Genomic DNA, 15,590 nt, shown 5'->3' with positions numbered 1-15,590 from the left:
GCCTCCTCGGCCACGTCTCCGCCGGGCGCTCCGCCCGGCACCGGACCTCCCGGCCAACGGAATCGAAGCTATGGTGCCGGGACTGGCCCGGCCAGGCTCCGCGGCGATCCGGATTAGACCAGCTGGTCATCATGATCACTCGGGCTCAGCGGCCGCTCGACCGGACCCGTCGCGGGCCCACATCCCCACGGGAGAACGAACTACTCAGTCGATACCGGTCGCCGCGGAACAGGCTGCGGCCGATCTCGACCACCCGGCCCGTCTGGTCCAGCCCGAAGCCGCGGAGCTGGATGCACGGCTGGCTCATCGGGATGGTCAGGAGTTCGGCGCTGCGGGCGTCCGGCATCACGGCCTCCAGGTCGGCCGTCGCCCCGTTGATCTTGACGCCGAACCGCCGCTCCAGCGACTCGTACAGCGAACCGGTCAGGTCCTCCTCGGTCAGATCCGGCACCGCGTCGGCCACAAGGGTGCATTGCTGCAGCGCCATCGGCACGCCGTCGGCCAGCCGGAGCCGGGTGTAGAAGTAGGCGAAGTCGTTCACCGGGATCCGAAGCTGGCGGGCGATGTTGCGGTCGGCCCGGCCCTTCCGGAACGAGATCACCCGGGTGCCGGGCGTGAGGCCGCGCCGCCGGGTGTCCTCGGAGAAGGACGACACGGCCAGCCGGCCAGCCACCTTGGGCCGCGCCGTGAACACCCCGCGGCCGTGCTGACGGACGATCAGGCCGTCGAAAGCAAGATCATCCATGGCCCGGCGCAGCGTCATCCGCGCGACCTGGAACCGGGCGGCCAGGATCCGTTCCGAGGGCAGCGCCGCGCCTTCCTCGGTCTGGTCGATCAGGTTCAGCAGCTGGGTCCGGACCAGGTCGACCTTCGAGGTCACCGCCTCCTGCGTCACGTTCACTCCTTCGAGTCCCCCATCGCGAGCTGTGCTGAACCAGTCTGCACCGGATCCGGCGGAAACAGGTAACGACTGGTCTAACCAGGGCGGTTGTGGCCGCACCCGCGACCGTTCGACGATGGCTGACACACCTCAGTGCGACCACCTGCGCGACAACCCCCTGAAGGAGCGTGTCCGTGATCAGCGAAACCGGCCCCGAACTGGGCCGGCTCGGGGCGCGAGCCACGGTGGGCGATCGGGCCGCCGAAGCACCCGGGCGAATACGGCGTCGACGTTGGCTGCTGGCCCGCCGGCACTGGCGGATGTATGCCTTCGTCCTGCCCGGATTGATCTTCTTCGTGATCTTCGCGTACGTGCCGATGCTGGGCAACGTCGCGGCGTTCCAGGACTACTCCCCCTTCCTCGGCTTCGCCAACAGCCCCTGGGTCGGGCTGGAGAACTTCCAGCGGTTGATCACCGACCCGGACGTCGGGCACGCCGTGATCAACACCCTGCAGCTGTCCCTGCTGCAGATCATCTTCGCGTTCCCGGCGCCGATCGCGCTCGCGCTGCTGCTGAACTCGTTGATCAGCACCCGGGTGAAGCGGTGGCTGCAGTCGATCGTCTACCTGCCGCACTTCATCTCCTGGGTGATCGTGATCTCCATCTGGCAGCAGATCCTCGGCGGCACCGGGATCGTCACCGACGTGCTGAGCCGGGTCGGCATCGAGCACGTGAACCTGATGAGCAACCCGGAGACGTTCCACCTGCTGGTCACCTCGCAGGTGATCTGGAAGGACTCGGGCTGGGGAACGATCATCTTCTTCGCGGCCCTGACCACGATCCCGACCGAGCTGTACGAGAGCGCGGCGGTGGACGGCGCCGGTGCCTGGCGGCGGATCGTGCACGTCACTCTGCCGGGCCTGCTGCCGGTCATCCTGCTGCTGTTGATCTTGCGGCTCGGCGACGTGCTGACCGTCGGCTTCGAGCAGATCTACCTGCAGTACAACACGGTCGGCGCGGCGGCGGCCGAGGTGCTGGACACCTTCGTCTACTTCCGCGGCGTGGTCGGCAGCGACTGGGGCTTCTCCACGGCCGTCGGCCTGGTCAAGGGTGTCGTCGGCACCCTGCTGGTGCTCGGCGCGAACGCCCTGTCCAAGCGGTTCGGTGCGGAGGGATTGTTCTGATGGCGAGCCTCGCAGGCACCACCGGACGGCGGCCGAGGGTCCGGGAGACCCGGCCGATCTGGGTCGGCAAGCCGTCGCCGCCGGTCCAGGCGCTCAAGATCATCGTCATCGTGTTGATCACGGTGCTGATGCTGTATCCCTTCCTCAACGTGATCGCCGTGTCGCTCGCCGACTCCGCCGAGGTCGGCTTCGGCGGCCTGCTGCCCGAGCGGTTCAGCCTGGAGGCGTACAGCTCGATCCTCCGCGGCGGCATCGTCACCCGGGCCCTGCTGGTGTCGATCGGCGTCACCGTGGTCGGCACCGCCTGCTCGATGGTCTGCACGTCGATGATGGCGTACGGACTGACCCGGACCGCCGACCTGCCCGGCATGCGGGTGATCTTGTACCTGGCCCTGTTCACCATGCTGTTCGGGGCCGGGATGATCCCGAACTTCCTGTTGATCAAGAGCCTCGGGCTGCTGGACAGCTACGCCGCGATGATCCTGCCCGGGTTGATCAGCGCGTTCAACCTGGTGGTGCTGCGGAACTTCTATCTGCAGCTGCCCCGGGAGCTGATCGAGGCGGCCCGGATCGACGGCTGCAACGACCGGCAGATCTTCACCAGCATCGTGCTGCCACTGTCCAAGGCGGTCAGCGCGGTGATCGCCCTGTTCTACGCGGTGGGCTACTGGAACACCTTCTTCACCGCGCTGCTCTACATCAACGACGCCACCAAGTGGCCGATCCAGTTGGTGCTCAATCTCTATGTGGTGCAGGGATCCCCGATGCCGCAGATCGAGGACCCGAACCACACTCCGCCGCAGCCGGAGTCGGTGCAGATGGCGGTCGTCGTCCTCGCCGTCCTGCCAATCCTGCTCGTCTATCCCTTCCTGCAGAAGTACTTCACCAAGGGCGTGCTGACCGGTGCGATCAAGGGCTGATCGCCGTGCACGCAGAGAGGTCGTCAAGACATGAGTGATCAGGGAATTCCCGCCCTTCGACCGGGCCCGCTGGGCCGCCGCCGCCTGCTCCAGGCCGGCCTCGGCGCTTCGCTGGCGGTGGCCGGTGCCGGCTGCTCGGCGATCACCGGTGAGGGATCCGGGGCGCCGCCGGCCGCGTCCGGCGGAACCGGCGAGGTGCCGAAGCACATCCCGGCACCGGCCGTCGACGGCGAGATCAAGAGCAAGCTCCCGGGGCTGCCGAACGCGTTCGCCAAGGTGCCGGATCCCTTGCGGGCCTCCTGGCCGGAGAAGCCGGGCGACGGCACCTCGATGTCGATGTTCTCGATCATCTGGTCGCCGCCACCCCCGCCGGTCGGCCAGAACCCGTTCTGGACGGACCTGAACGACCGGCTCGGCCTCGAGCTCAAGATGGTCTGGGGTCCGTCCGACGCGTACGAGTCGAAACTGGCCACCCTGCTGGCCGGCGGCGACCTGCCCGACGTCACCAACCTGCTGCCGAACCCGATCGGCGACAAGGCACTCAAACAAGGTGCGTTCGCCGACCTGACCGACTTCCTGGCCGGCGACAAGATGCAGAACTATCCCAACCTCGCCGCGAACACGGCCGAGGACGCCTGGCGGAACACCATGATCAACGGCCGGGTGATGGGTGTGACCAATCCGGTGCCCGCGGTGGACACGGCGTTCATCTATCGCGGCGACTGGGCGAAGAAGATCGGCCTCAGTGCGCCGCCGGCCAACGCCGACGAGTTCCGCGAGTTCCTGGTCGCGATCCCGAAGGCGATCCCGCCGCAGAACGGCCAGACCCCGTACGGCATCGGCGCGTTCCCGGGATCGATCATGGCCTTCATCCTGGCGATGTTCCGGGTCGGGCCGTCGTGGCAGGTGGCGGACGGGAAGGTGGTGTCGCGGATCGACACCCCGGAGTACGAAGCCGCGATCACCTGGTGCCGCGAGCTGTGGGCGGCGGGCGGCTATCACCCGGACGCGCTGGCGCTTGATGCGCAGGAGATCAAGGTGCTCGGCATGTTCAACTCGAGCCAGATCGGCATCGCCAAGGGCGGCATCGGCTACGCCTTCGCCGCCACCTCCGAGGGTCGCCAGTTGATCGACAAGCATCCCGGAACGGCGACCCTGCTGCCGCCGGGCCACGACGGCGGAAAACCCAAGTGGGTCAAGACCTCCGGCTGGTTCTCCCGCTGGGGCATCTCGGCCAAGGCGGCCGAGAAGCCGGGCCGGGTGGAGACGATCCTGCGCTGCATCGACTACCTCAGCGCGTGCTTCGGCACCAAGGAATACATGGCCAACCGGTTCGGCATCGAGGGCCGGCACTGGAACTACAACGACAAGCGGGAACCGACCCCGGTCGACGATCCGACCCTGCAGGCGGAGCTGACCGGGCTGACCCAGTACCCCCACGCGTATTACTACCCGGGCACGCCGACGGGCTACTCGGACGCGCTCGCGTACGCCGAGGCGCTGGCCACCGACGGCTACGACGATCCGCTGGCCAGCCTGCCCTCCGAGGTCGGCGACCGGCTCGGCGGCGTGCTGGAGAAGATCACCGACGACTACATCAACCAGATCGTCTCCGGACGCCGGCCGATGTCGGACTTCGAGGCGTTCAAGACCGATTGGCACAAGCGCGGCGGTGACCAGATCAAGGCCGACCTGGAGAAGCAACTCGCAGCTCGTTGATCACCGGAGCAGGCAGAGAGGCCGACATGAATGATCATGGAATCCGCACCACCCACCGGACGGCGCCGGGCACGGTGGGCCGCCGTCGGTTGCTCCAGGCCGGGCTCGGCGCGTCGCTGACCGTCGCCGCCGCGGGCTGTTCGGCGATCACCGGTGAGGGCGGCGGTCCGCAGCCGGCGCCGAGCGCGGCGGGCGAACTGCCGAAGCACTTGCCGGCGCCGCCCGTGGAGGGCGAGATCCGGAGCAAGGTCCCCGGCCTGCCGAACGCCTATGCCAAGGTGCCGGATCCGCTCCGGGTCTCCTGGCCGGAGAAGCCCGGCGACGGCACCTCGATGTCGATGTTCTCGATCATCTGGTCGCCGCCGCCCCCGCCGGTCGGCCAGAACCCGTTCTGGTCGGACCTGAACGACCGGCTCGGCCTGGAGCTGAAGAAGGTGTGGGGTCCGTCCGACGCGTACGAGTCGAAGCTGGCAACCCTGCTGGCCGGCGGTGACCTGCCGGACGTGACCGGGCTGCTGCCGAACCCGATCGGTGACAAGGCGCTGAAGCAGGGAGCCTTCGCCGATCTGACCGACTTCCTGGCCGGCGACAAGATGCAGAACTACCCCAACCTGGCCGCCAACGTCCCGGTCGAGGCCTGGCAGAACACCATGATCAACGGCCGGGTGATGGGGGTGGCCAACCCGGTGCCGGCCGTGGACACCGTGTTCATCCACCGCGGCGACTGGGCCGAGAAGATCGGGCTGGCCGGGCCGCCGACGAACGCCGCCGAGTTCCGCGAGTTCCTGATCAACATCCCGAAGGCGATCCCGCCGCAGAACGGCCAGACCCCGTACGGCATCGGCGCCTTCCCCGGTTCGATCATGCCGTTCATCCTGTCGATGTTCCGGGTCGGACCGGACTGGCAGCTCACCGACGGCGGACTGGTCGCGCGGGTCGACACCCCGGAGTACGAGGCCGCGATCACCTGGTGCCGCGAACTGTGGCAGGCCGGTGGCTATCACCCGGACGCCTTGGCCCTGGATGCGCAGGAGATCAAGGTCCTCGGCATGTTCACGTCGAGCCAGATCGGCATCGCCAAGGGTGGCATCGGGTACGCCTTCGCCGCCACCTCCGAGGGCCGGCAGATGATCGCCAAGCATCCGGGCACGGTCCCGCTGGTCCCGCCGGGCCACGACGGCGGCAAGGGCAAGTGGATCAGGACGACCGGCTGGTTCTCCCGGGCCGCGATCTCGGCGAAGGCGGCCGAGAAGCCGGGCCGGGTGGAGACGATCCTGCGCTGCCTCGACTACCTGGCCGCCGGCTTCGGTACCAAGGAGTACATGATCAACCGGTTCGGCATCGAGGGCCGGCACTGGAACTACAACGACGATCATGAGCCGACCTCGGTCGACGACCCGACGCTGCAGGCCGAGTTGACCGGCCTGACCGGCTACCCGCATGCGTACTACTACCCCGGGACGCCGACCGGCTACTCGGATGCGCTGGCCTACGCGGAGGCGTTGGCCGCCGAGGGCTTCGACAACCCGGTCGCCAGCCTGCCCTCCGAGGTCGGCGACCGGCTCGGCGGCGTGCTGGAGAAGATCACCGACGACTACATCAACCAGATCGTCTCCGGACGCCGGCCGATGTCGGACTTCGCGGCATACAAGGCCGAATGGCACCAGCGCGGCGGTGATCAGATCAAGGCCGACCTGGAGCAGCAGCTCGCCGGTCGTTGATCAACCGGCGTCGAGGCCGGCGACCAGGGCTTCCTGCTCGGCGGTCTCGACGGCCCGGTCGCAATAGGTCGTACGGACCCAGGCCACGGCCTCGTCCGGGCGTCGGCCGGCCAGCACGGCCAGCACCGCGAGCGCCGTACCGGTGCGGCCGTGGCCGCCGAGGCAGCCGAGCTCGACCCGCTGCCCGGACCGGGCCCGGTCCAGCACCGACCGCAGCGTGGTGATCAACTGGTCCGTGTCGGCCGGCACCCCGAAATCGGGCCAGTCGAGGTGATCATGCGGCCAGGGCGGGCTCCAGGCCTGGTCCAGGTAGAGGCCGTGATCGGGCGGCCGCTCACGCAGGTACGGCGCCGGCGGCGTGAACGACGCCGCCACCACGGTCGTCCCGTCGGGCAGCGCGACCCGGTCCAGATGCCGGTGCACCTCGTGCTGCCGATGATCATGATCGGGATCGGAGCACCGGGCCGGGCCCTCGACCGGCCAGTACGTCCGGCACTCCGGACACGCGATCACCCGGCTGACCTGGACCACCCCGACCTCCCGAATTGTTGCGGAGGGCCAGCCTAGTGCCGCCTCAGTAGGGCAGGTAATAGCTGAGCACGTCGGAGGTCAGCGGCGGGAAGATCACGCGGTGGAACTCCTCGTCGGCGCTGTACACGTCGGGCCGCCGCCGGGTCAGGCCCTCGAGGCCGTACGGACCGAAGAGCAGCGCCGCCAGCTGGTCCGGCGCGACGCCGACGGCTCCGGCGACGCCGGGGCTCTGCATCACGCCGCCGGTGATCACCGGGCCGACGCCGTCGTCGCCGATCGGCAGCCGGTAGTGGGCGCCGAAGGTGGAGATCACCAGGTCGCGTCCGGTGTGGTCGGCTCCGGTCGCGGCCAGCCGCTCCCGGAACAGCGGCCGGAACCGATCCAGCAGGGCCGCCGGGTCGGGGATCCGGACGTAGTACTGCTCGGCCCGCCGGGGCGCTTCATGATCAATCAGGGTCTGCCAGGCGGTCGCGGCGACGGTGCCCGGCCGGTGCACCACCCGCAACGACGCGTCGGGGGCGAGCCCGGCCACGCCGCGCAGCAGCTCCAGCGCAGCCGCCTCGTCGTCGGCCGCGGCCTCGGCCAGCAGCAGTTCGCCGTCGCCCCGACGCACCCGGGCCACCGCCGCCGGGGTGCCGGCACGGTCCACCACCCAGGAGGCGGTCGCGTCCTGCTGCAGCAGCCAGCGCAAGCGGGCCGCCGGGTGCGGCACGGCAAGATCGAAAGCCGCCTGGGTCCGTTCCTGCAGCGCGGCCAGGGCCGGCAGGTCCTCCGTGCGGGCGGGCCGGAAGCCCGGCCCGGGTGGGCCCGCCGGCGCCCGGGCCCGCAGGGCGGGCTGGATGTCGATCGCGTACTCGTACCCGAAGAGGCGGTAGAAGTACGGGATCCCGATCATGATCTGCAGCAGGTGGCCGCGGGCCGCCGACCGGCGATGGGCCCAGTCCATCAACGCCCGGACCAGCCCGCGTCCCTCGTACGCCCGGTCGGTGGCGACCAGCTCGACCTGGCCGGCCGGCAGCCGCAGGTCGCCGACCCGGACCACCTCGTCGAGCAGCGTGGCCGTCGAGACCACCCGATCACCGTCGACCACCACGGCGCTGGCGGACCAGCCGAGGTCGGGATCCTCGACCGCCAGCCGATGATCAAGAGCGTCCCCCGGCTCGCCGCGTTCGGTCAGCAGGGCGCCGATCGGCTCGAGGTCCGACGGCCGGGCCCGGCGCAGGGTCAGGCCGCCGGGCAACGGAACACGATCATCGGCGAGCCGGGCGGCGGTCATGAGCGGACTATGGCACCCTCCGGGCCGCGGAGCCACCGAATTCGGTCAGCGCCGGATCGACTCCAGGTGCAGCATCCGGGCCAGGTTCTTGTCCAGCTCGTCGTCGCGGAAGATCTTCTTCCAGTCCTCCTTGATGATCGTCTCCTGGCCGTAGTCCATGGCGATCAGGCAGGCGTCGCTGAACGGGTTGTCGCCGCGGAGGCCGTTGGCCAGAGCGACCTGGGTGTGGCCGAGCAGCATCGCGCGGGCGGCCGGCTCCGGCACCCCCATCGTGTGCACGGCCTCCTCCAGCGCCTCGTTCAGCAGCCGGCCGATCATGCACGCAACGGTCTCGACCAAGGTCGGCTCCAGCTGGGCCAGCTGCTTGACGGTGACCCAGTGCACGTCGATCACCGGCGCGTAGATGGCCCGGATCACGGTCTCCAGGATCGCCTGCTTGGCCGGGTCGTCCGACTCGATCGCGGCCACCGCGTCCTGCGGTGCGGCGATCCCGCCGAACGTGTCCGCCCACTCCTCCTTGCTGGTCCGCTCCAGGAACACCGACGGATGGCAGGGGTGCGCCACGCCCATGATCACGTCGTCGCGGGTGGTCAGCAGCCCGGCGTAGGCGGCGGCCGGGTCGAGGGTGAGCACGATCGCGCCCGGCTCGGCGAGCGGCACCAGCTGCTCCGTCACCGGCCCGAGCGCCAGGTCCGGCACCGCCAGCACGATCACCTGCGCGTCCTTGACCGCGACGGCCGAGTCGACGACCTCCCGGCCGGCGTCGGTGACCCGGTCCCGGCCGGCGGGCGACGTCTCCGCGTAGCGGACGGCATGATCGGTGCGCTGCAGGTTGTTCGAGATGCGCATGCCCATCTTGCCGCCGGCTCCGATCACGGCGATGGTCAGGTGGTCCGTGGTCATGTCAGGTGCTCCTTCATTCGGGTGATCGTCTGATCGGTCCAGTCGCCTTCCAGGCGGGCGGTTTCGGCGTAGTCGCCGCGCCAGGTCAGCCAGTGCTCGGTGATCATGGTGATGCCCCGGCCGACCGGGTCGACCGTGGCCAGCAGATGATCAAGGTCGAGCAGACCGGTGCCGAGCGGCATCCCCTCCAGCGTGAAGCCGATCCAGCCGCCGCTCCGGGTGAAGGCGAAATCCTTGACGTGCACGTTCTTCGTGTACGGCGCGCAGCGCTCGACCACGTCCCGCGGATGCTCGAGGGCGGCGACGTTGTTGGCCGGGTCCAGGCAGATCCCCAGCGACGGGTCGGCGACGTTCTCGATCAAGGCGACCAGCTCGGTGGACGGCAGCTGCTCGTACGTCTCGAGGGCGAGCGTGATCCCCGCCTCGGCGAACCGCGGCAGCACCTGGCGCAGGCCGGCCTCGACCTCGGCCAGGCCGCCGTCCCGGTCGGCCGGCAGCACCATGCTGCGGACCAGCCGGGCGTTCAAGATCACGGCCAGTTCGGCGAACCGGGCCAGGTGATCGACGGCGACGCCCTTGGTGCCGAGTTCCAGCTCGACCCCGCAGTCCGCCGCGACCGACCGGGTCGCGAGCAGCTCAGCCTCCGTGAAGTCCAGCAGCGGCGCGTAGTCGCAGACCTGGAACAGGTCGAGCCCGGCGTCGCGCGTCTGCCGCAGTTCGTCGGCCAGCGTCAGCGGCTCGGGCGCACGGTCGGAATGCCGCCAGAAGTACGCGTAGCTGCCGAGTCCCAACCTGCCGGTCATGGACCGTCCTCCTTGATCACCAGCGCCGCGGCCTCGTCGAGCACGGTGGCCAGCGCGGCCGGGTCGTGCGCGAACCGGCCCAGGAACAGCCCGTCGACCGTCCCGTCGAGCCGGCCGAGCAGGCCCGGTCCGGCGGCACCGCCGTAGATCACGGAGCTCTCGTTACGGTCCGCTCCGGCGGAGCCGCGCAGCGCGCCGCAGACGGCCCTGATGTGCTGGTCCGGCGCCGGTTCCGGGGCCCCGATGGCCCAGACCGGCTCGTACGCGATGATCACCCGGCCGGGCGGCGCATCGGCCAGCGCCGCGGCGACCTGATCATGAACGATGTCGATCGCAGCATCGGCGTCGACCCGGTCCGGTTCGCCGACACAGAGCACCGGGACCAGGCCGTGCCGCAACGCGGCGGCCGATTTGAGCTTGATCACCTCGTCGGTCTCGCCGAACAGCCGGCGCCGTTCCGCGTGCCCGACCTCGACGTACCGGACACCGAGCTCGGCCAGTTCGACCGCCGACACCTCACCCGTGTAGGCGCCGTCGTCGGCCCAGTGCAGGTCCTGGGCGCCCACCGCGACCGGCGCGTCGCCGATCGCCGCGGTGGCCGGAGCCAGCGCCGGGAAGGTGGGCAGCACGAACAGCTCCACCTGCTCCGGCACGACGCTGCGGCGCTCGGTCGCGACCCGGGCGACGTCCCGGCACCAGGCGAGCGTCCGGGCGTGCCCGAAGTACATCTTCAGGCTGACGCCGAGGGTGATCTTGTGCTGGCTCATCCGTTGACGGCACCGTCCAGCACGCCGCCGACGGCGACGACGATCAGTCCGAACGAGTGCGCTCCCGGGTCCGGCGTGCCGAGGCTCTTCTCCGCGTGCGGGCGCGCCCTTCCCTTGCGGGGAAGGAGTTCCGCGGTGGCAGCCGCGGCCTTGACCGCGGCGTCGGCCGCGCGCCGCCAGGCGTCGGACAGTTCGGAGCCCTCGCCGACGGCGCCGGCCAGGGTGTCGGCGAACGGGACCAGCGCGTCCACCATCGTCTTGTCGCCGAGCTCGGCCTTGCCGTAGTTGATCACGCCGTCCCGCGCCGCCGCGACGCCCTCGACCACCGCGGCCGAGGAGGCCGGGTCGGCGTCGCCCAGCCGCTCCCCCAGCGCCCGCAGCACGACGCCCCAGAGCGCGCCCGAGGTGCCGCCGGCCCGATCGGCCCAGGCGTCACCGGCCTTGATCAACAACGTGCCGGCCCCGGCACCGGCGGCCAGCGCCGTCGCGGCGGCCGCCCGGCCGGCCCGGGCCCCGCGCTGCATCCCGATCCCGTGATCACCGTCGCCGGCGATCGCATCCAGCCGGCCCAGTTCGTCCACCGAGCCGTCGACGGTGTCCTGCACCGCCGCCAGCGCGGCGTCGATGATCACCGCGGCGGCCCGGGACTCGTCGCTGGCCGGCGGGACCTCGGCTTCCGTACCGGCCTCGGCCGCCGCCTGGTCGACGACGGCCGCGGCGGCCACGGTTCCCTTGCGGTAGGCCGGCGTATCGGCCGGCGCGAGCCAGAGCGGTTCCAGTTCGTCGTCCAGCCAGAGCAGGGTCAGCGAGGCTCCGGCCATGTCGAGGCTGGTGCAGAACTCACCGACCTCCGGCTCGACGATCTCCGCGCCCGCGGCCTCGAGCAGCTGCGCGACCCGGCGGAAGACGACGTACAGCTCCTCGTACTTCACCGAACCGAGCCCGTTCATGATCGGCACCACCCGCGCACCGGCCGGCGTCGACATCCCGTCCGGCAGCTCCTGCAGCAGGTCGCCGACCATCAGCTCGGCCAGCCCGTCGGCGGTCGGTACGTCGGTCTCGGACAGCCCGGGCTCGCCGTGGATGCCCAGCCCCACGGCCATCTTCCCGGCCGGCACCTCGAACAGCGGCGCCCCCGCGCCGGGCAACGTGCACCCGCCGAACGCCACCCCGAACGACCGGGTCCGGTCGTTGGCCAACCGGGCCAGCCGGACCACCTCGGCCAGCTCCCGACCCTCCTCCGCGGCCGCCGAGGCGATCTTGAACACGCACAGGTTGCCGGCCACGCCGCGCCGGCGTTCCCGTTCTGCCGGCCCGGCACTGGAGATGTCGTCGGTGGTGGTGACGGTCTCGCAGGAGATCCCGTCGGCCCGAAGTCGATCTTGGGCGGCGTCGAAGTTGAGCACGTCGCCCGCATAGTTGCCGTACGTGAGCAGCACGCCGCCACCGGTCTCGGCGGCCTTCGCCACCGAGTAGACCTGGCCGGCCGACGGCGACGCGAAGATGTTGCCGAGCGCGGCCCCGTGGGCGAGGCCCTGGCCGACCAACCCGCCGAAGGCCGGATAGTGGCCGGAGCCGCCGCCGATGATCACCGCCACCTGGCCGGGCGGGACGGCGGTCGCACGCACCACGCCACCGGACACGGCGCGGACCGTACGCCGGTTGGCAGCGACGAAGCCCTCGGCGAACTCGTCGGCGAACGCGGTGGGGTCGTTGAACAGTCGGGTCATCTGGCCTCCTCGTCAGGGTTCAGGGCGACGCTACCCCGACGGGCCAGCACCACCATGACGACCGCCGAGAGGGCGAGGAAGCCGCCGACGATGAACATCGGGACCTGATAGCCGCCGGTCAGGTCGTGCACCGCCCCGGTGACGTACGGCGCCGAGAAGCCGGCCAGATTGCCCACCGTGTTGATCAACGCGATCCCGGCCGCGGCGGCTGCACCGGACAGGAACCGGGTCGGCAGGGTCCAGAAGTTCGGCAGCACGGAGAAGATCGACATCGCGGTGATCGTGATGATCGCGATCGTCAGCGCCGGGCTCTGCGCGAACAGCGCCAGCGGGATGGTCACCGCGCCGAGCACGGCCGGGATGACGATGTGCCAGGTGCGCAGTCCGCGGCGGGTGACGTCGCGGGACCACAGATAGAGGGCCACCGCCGCCGGCAGGTACGGGATCGCGGTGATCAGGCCCTGCTGGACGACGTCGAACGTGGTCCCGCTGGCCGCCTGGAACCCCTTGATGATCGTCGGCAGGAAGAACGCGAGCGCGTACAGGCCGTAGATGAAGCCGAAGTACATGATCGACAACAACCAGACCCGGCCGCTGCCGAACGCGTGCCTGATCGACGTGTGCGCCCGCTGCCCTCCGCTGTTCTCGGCGCGCAGCTCTTCGGTCAGCCAGTCCCGCTCCGCGTCACTGAGCCAGCGCGCATCCTTGGGGCTGTCCTTGAGGTAGAACCAGGCGATCACGCCGACGACGATGGCCGGGATCGCGACGCCGAGGAACATGAACCGCCAGCCCTCGAGCCCGAAGAAGACGCCGTGCTGGTTGATCAACACCCCGGCCAGCGGCGCCCCGATCACCGTGGTCAGCGGCTGCGCCAGGTAGAACAGCGCCAGGATCTTACTGCGGTGCCGGGCCGGCACCCACAGGCTGAGGAACAGGATCGCGCCCGGGAAGAACCCGGCCTCGGCCACGCCGAGCAGGAACCGCAGCACCACCAGCTGCTCGAACCCCTGCACCCAGGTGAACAGCGCCGCGACGATCCCCCAGCTGATCATGATCCGGGCCAGCCAGCGGCGGGCGCCGAACCGGTGCAGCGCCAGGTTCGACGGCACCTCCAACAGGATGTAGCCGATGAAGAACACCCCGGACGCGAACCCGAACTGCGCCGCCGACAACGCGAGATCGGTGTTCATCCCGTTCGGCGCGGCGAACCCGATCGCCGTCCGATCCAGATAGTTGATGAAGAACATCAACGCGACGAACGGAACCAGCCGTACGGCCACCTTCCGAATCGCCGACCGCTCCACCGTCATCGCCGGATGCTGCTGAGGCTCCTGGCCACTTTGCACTGCCCTCATGCCGCTCATGCTCACCCGCCATCCCCAGATCTGTCAACCGGTTGACCAATCCCCCCACTCGCCGACCGGGCACAAAAGCAGGCGTTTTGGCGGCGTGTCGCTGCACTTGTGCCCTGTCGGTGAGGAGAGGTGGACGAGGGGAAGAAGGCGGAGGCGAGCGAACGGGGCCCCGAGAGAAAGGGACCGGAGGCGACAGACCGAACCCCGCCAGAGAAGGACCGCAGGCGACAGACCGGTCCCCGCGACAGACGGGGCGTGGTGAGAGACGGGGCGTGGTGAGAGACGGGGCGTGGTGAGAGACGGGGCGTGGTGAGAGACGGGGCGTGGTGAGAGACGGGGCGTGGTGAGAGACGGGGCGTGGTGAGAGAAACCCGTCGGCGACCGACCCGGGCACGGCGAGAAACCCAGCAGCGCCAGACCCGGCACGGCGAGAGAATCCGGCAGCGGCAGATCCGGGACGCCGGAAGGAGGAAGCCCGGGTGAAAGCAGAAGCCCGGGCAGACCCCGCGGCGTGAGAGGGCCGGAGCGCGAACGGACTTGTCGGACTTCCCGGGCGCGCGACCGCTGCGGCTCCAAACGCCGGCGGCCGAATCGCGGGCCGGCTCAGCCATCGCAGCCGTCTGGACGGCTCCGAGATCTGCGGATCTGTCGCGAACCCTCTTGAACTCGAGCGCTGCAGGCCTCTGAAGCGTTTTATCGGTTCAGTTCAAGAGGTTTGGCGACACGCATCCGTGCTCGGGATCCGCGCCCGACCGCCCTTCCCGGGAACGGCTCGAGTTGATCTCGGCACTGGCCCGACGTCTTGGCGACTCGCGTCCGAATCCGGCCCGCGGCGACCAGCCCGCCGACCCGCGACGGGAGGTCTGCCATGCCCGTCGAGTGGCGAGAACCCGATGCTGATTCGCAGGCACGGACACAGTCGATGACGCTCCGCTCGAACGTGCCGGAGACCTCGGCAGGACCGCCGACCGGGCAGTTGTGCAGCGACACGCCGCCAGGACGCCTGCGTTTGTGACCGGTCGGCGGGGTGGGGGTGGGGGTTAGGGTTTGCGACATGCCTGCGTACCGGGATCAGTCGGCCGAGATCAGTGCCGCACTCGGGGCCTTGCCGACCGGCTCGGCGGTGTCGGCGGTGGCCAACCGGCTGCTCGACCTGTTCACCGGCGGCTCGATCGCGCCCGGCACCCGGCTCCCGCCGGAACGGCAGCTCGCGGCGACGCTCGGGGTCGGCCGGTCGGCAGTCCGGGAGGCGCTGGCGGCGCTGGAGATCCTCGGCATCGTCGACGTGCGGCCGGGCTCCGGCACCTACCTGCGCGGCAACGCCAGCGAGTTGCTGCCGCAGTCGCTGCGCTGGGGCATGGTGATCGGCGAGCGGAGCACGCTGGAGCTGATCGAGGTCCGGTCGGGACTCGAGATCTTCGCCGCCCGGCTCGCCGCCGAGCGGCTGGACGATGATCAACTCAACCGGCTCGGCGAGCACCTGGAGCGGATGCGGGCCGGCGTCGGTGATCTTGCTGCGTTCGTCGAGGCCGACCTCGCCTTCCACCACCTGTTGGCCACCAGTACCGGCAACGCGGTCCTGCTCGACCTGCTCCAGATCGTCCGCTCGCTGCTGCGGATCTGGGTCGATCGCGCGGTCCAGGACGACGAGCACGCCGAGGCCGCGGTACGTGAGCACACCGCCATCTACGACGCCCTGCGGCAGCGCGACCCGGACGCCGCCGCCTCGGCGATGGCCGCCCACATGGCCACCGCCTCGGCCCGGCTCGCCGCGATCGAACCGGGGCCTGCTTCATGATCG

At 70.2% G+C, this 15,590-nt stretch carries 13 protein-coding genes; 5 read left to right on the top strand and 8 right to left on the bottom strand.

Annotation, left to right across the window (positions count from 1 at the left end; all coding sequences use genetic code 11):
* Positions 1 to 145: 145 nt before the first annotated feature.
* The gene (locus ACFQU4_RS04075) at positions 146 to 895 is read right to left on the bottom strand and encodes a GntR family transcriptional regulator (RefSeq protein ID WP_377487276.1); all 750 of its coding nucleotides are present in this window, start codon (positions 893 to 895) and stop codon (positions 146 to 148) included.
* A gap of 179 nt (positions 896 to 1,074) precedes the next feature.
* Between ACFQU4_RS04075 and ACFQU4_RS04070 the strand changes: the two genes are divergently transcribed.
* The 4 genes from ACFQU4_RS04070 to ACFQU4_RS04055 are packed head-to-tail and all read left to right on the top strand — an operon-like array spanning position 1,075 to position 6,424.
* Positions 1,075 to 2,064 carry an ABC transporter permease gene (locus tag ACFQU4_RS04070; protein WP_377487274.1) on the top strand — a complete coding sequence of 330 codons (990 nt, stop codon included), beginning with the start codon at positions 1,075 to 1,077 and terminating at the stop codon, positions 2,062 to 2,064.
* Complete coding sequence (locus tag ACFQU4_RS04065; protein WP_377487272.1) at positions 2,064 to 2,984, top strand: carbohydrate ABC transporter permease; 921 nt, start codon at positions 2,064 to 2,066, stop codon at positions 2,982 to 2,984. The genes ACFQU4_RS04070 and ACFQU4_RS04065 overlap by 1 nt, the downstream gene beginning before the upstream one ends.
* Before the next feature lie 30 nt (positions 2,985 to 3,014).
* Positions 3,015 to 4,703 (top strand): extracellular solute-binding protein, encoded by a 1,689-nt coding sequence (locus tag ACFQU4_RS04060; RefSeq protein WP_377487270.1) that lies wholly within the window; start codon positions 3,015 to 3,017, stop codon positions 4,701 to 4,703.
* 26 nt (positions 4,704 to 4,729) lie between these two features.
* Entirely contained in the window at positions 4,730 to 6,424 is a 1,695-nt protein-coding gene (locus ACFQU4_RS04055) for an extracellular solute-binding protein (RefSeq protein ID WP_377487268.1), read from the top strand.
* Here the strand turns inward: ACFQU4_RS04055 and ACFQU4_RS04050 are convergent, their stop codons facing one another.
* The 7 genes from ACFQU4_RS04050 to ACFQU4_RS04020 are packed head-to-tail and all read right to left on the bottom strand — an operon-like array spanning position 6,425 to position 13,744.
* Positions 6,425 to 6,955, bottom strand: a complete 531-nt coding sequence (locus ACFQU4_RS04050) for a protein-tyrosine phosphatase family protein (protein ID WP_377487266.1) — start codon at positions 6,953 to 6,955, stop codon at positions 6,425 to 6,427.
* 43 nt (positions 6,956 to 6,998) lie between these two features.
* Positions 6,999 to 8,231, bottom strand: a complete 1,233-nt coding sequence (locus tag ACFQU4_RS04045; RefSeq protein WP_377487264.1) for a GNAT family N-acetyltransferase — start codon at positions 8,229 to 8,231, stop codon at positions 6,999 to 7,001.
* Between the two features lie 45 nt (positions 8,232 to 8,276).
* Positions 8,277 to 9,134 (bottom strand): phosphogluconate dehydrogenase C-terminal domain-containing protein, encoded by an 858-nt coding sequence (locus ACFQU4_RS04040; protein ID WP_377487262.1) that lies wholly within the window; start codon positions 9,132 to 9,134, stop codon positions 8,277 to 8,279.
* On the bottom strand, positions 9,131 to 9,937 hold the full coding sequence (locus ACFQU4_RS04035) for a sugar phosphate isomerase/epimerase family protein (protein WP_377487260.1): 807 nt from the start codon (positions 9,935 to 9,937) through the stop codon (positions 9,131 to 9,133). Before ACFQU4_RS04035 ends, ACFQU4_RS04040 begins: the two co-directional genes overlap by 4 nt.
* Positions 9,934 to 10,704, bottom strand: coding sequence for a triose-phosphate isomerase family protein (locus tag ACFQU4_RS04030; protein WP_377487258.1), 771 nt, complete (start codon positions 10,702 to 10,704; stop codon positions 9,934 to 9,936). The genes ACFQU4_RS04035 and ACFQU4_RS04030 overlap by 4 nt, the downstream gene beginning before the upstream one ends.
* Positions 10,701 to 12,434 (bottom strand): dihydroxyacetone kinase family protein, encoded by a 1,734-nt coding sequence (locus ACFQU4_RS04025; protein ID WP_377487256.1) that lies wholly within the window; start codon positions 12,432 to 12,434, stop codon positions 10,701 to 10,703. The genes ACFQU4_RS04030 and ACFQU4_RS04025 overlap by 4 nt, the downstream gene beginning before the upstream one ends.
* Positions 12,431 to 13,744: an MFS transporter gene (locus tag ACFQU4_RS04020; RefSeq protein WP_377487254.1), complete on the bottom strand. Its 1,314-nt coding sequence runs from the start codon at positions 13,742 to 13,744 to the stop codon at positions 12,431 to 12,433. The genes ACFQU4_RS04025 and ACFQU4_RS04020 overlap by 4 nt, the downstream gene beginning before the upstream one ends.
* Positions 13,745 to 14,843: 1,099 nt before the next feature.
* Between ACFQU4_RS04020 and ACFQU4_RS04015 the strand changes: the two genes are divergently transcribed.
* Positions 14,844 to 15,587, top strand: a complete 744-nt coding sequence (locus tag ACFQU4_RS04015; protein WP_377487252.1) for a FadR/GntR family transcriptional regulator — start codon at positions 14,844 to 14,846, stop codon at positions 15,585 to 15,587.
* The last annotated feature ends 3 nt before the right edge of the window (positions 15,588 to 15,590 follow it).

Source organism: Microlunatus sp. GCM10028923 (assembly GCF_042666975.1).
In the GTDB taxonomy this organism is placed as follows: Bacteria; Actinomycetota; Actinomycetes; order Propionibacteriales; family Propionibacteriaceae; genus Microlunatus.
Note: the sequence above shows the minus strand (reverse complement) of the source record. Positions and strands in the feature narration are given on the sequence as shown.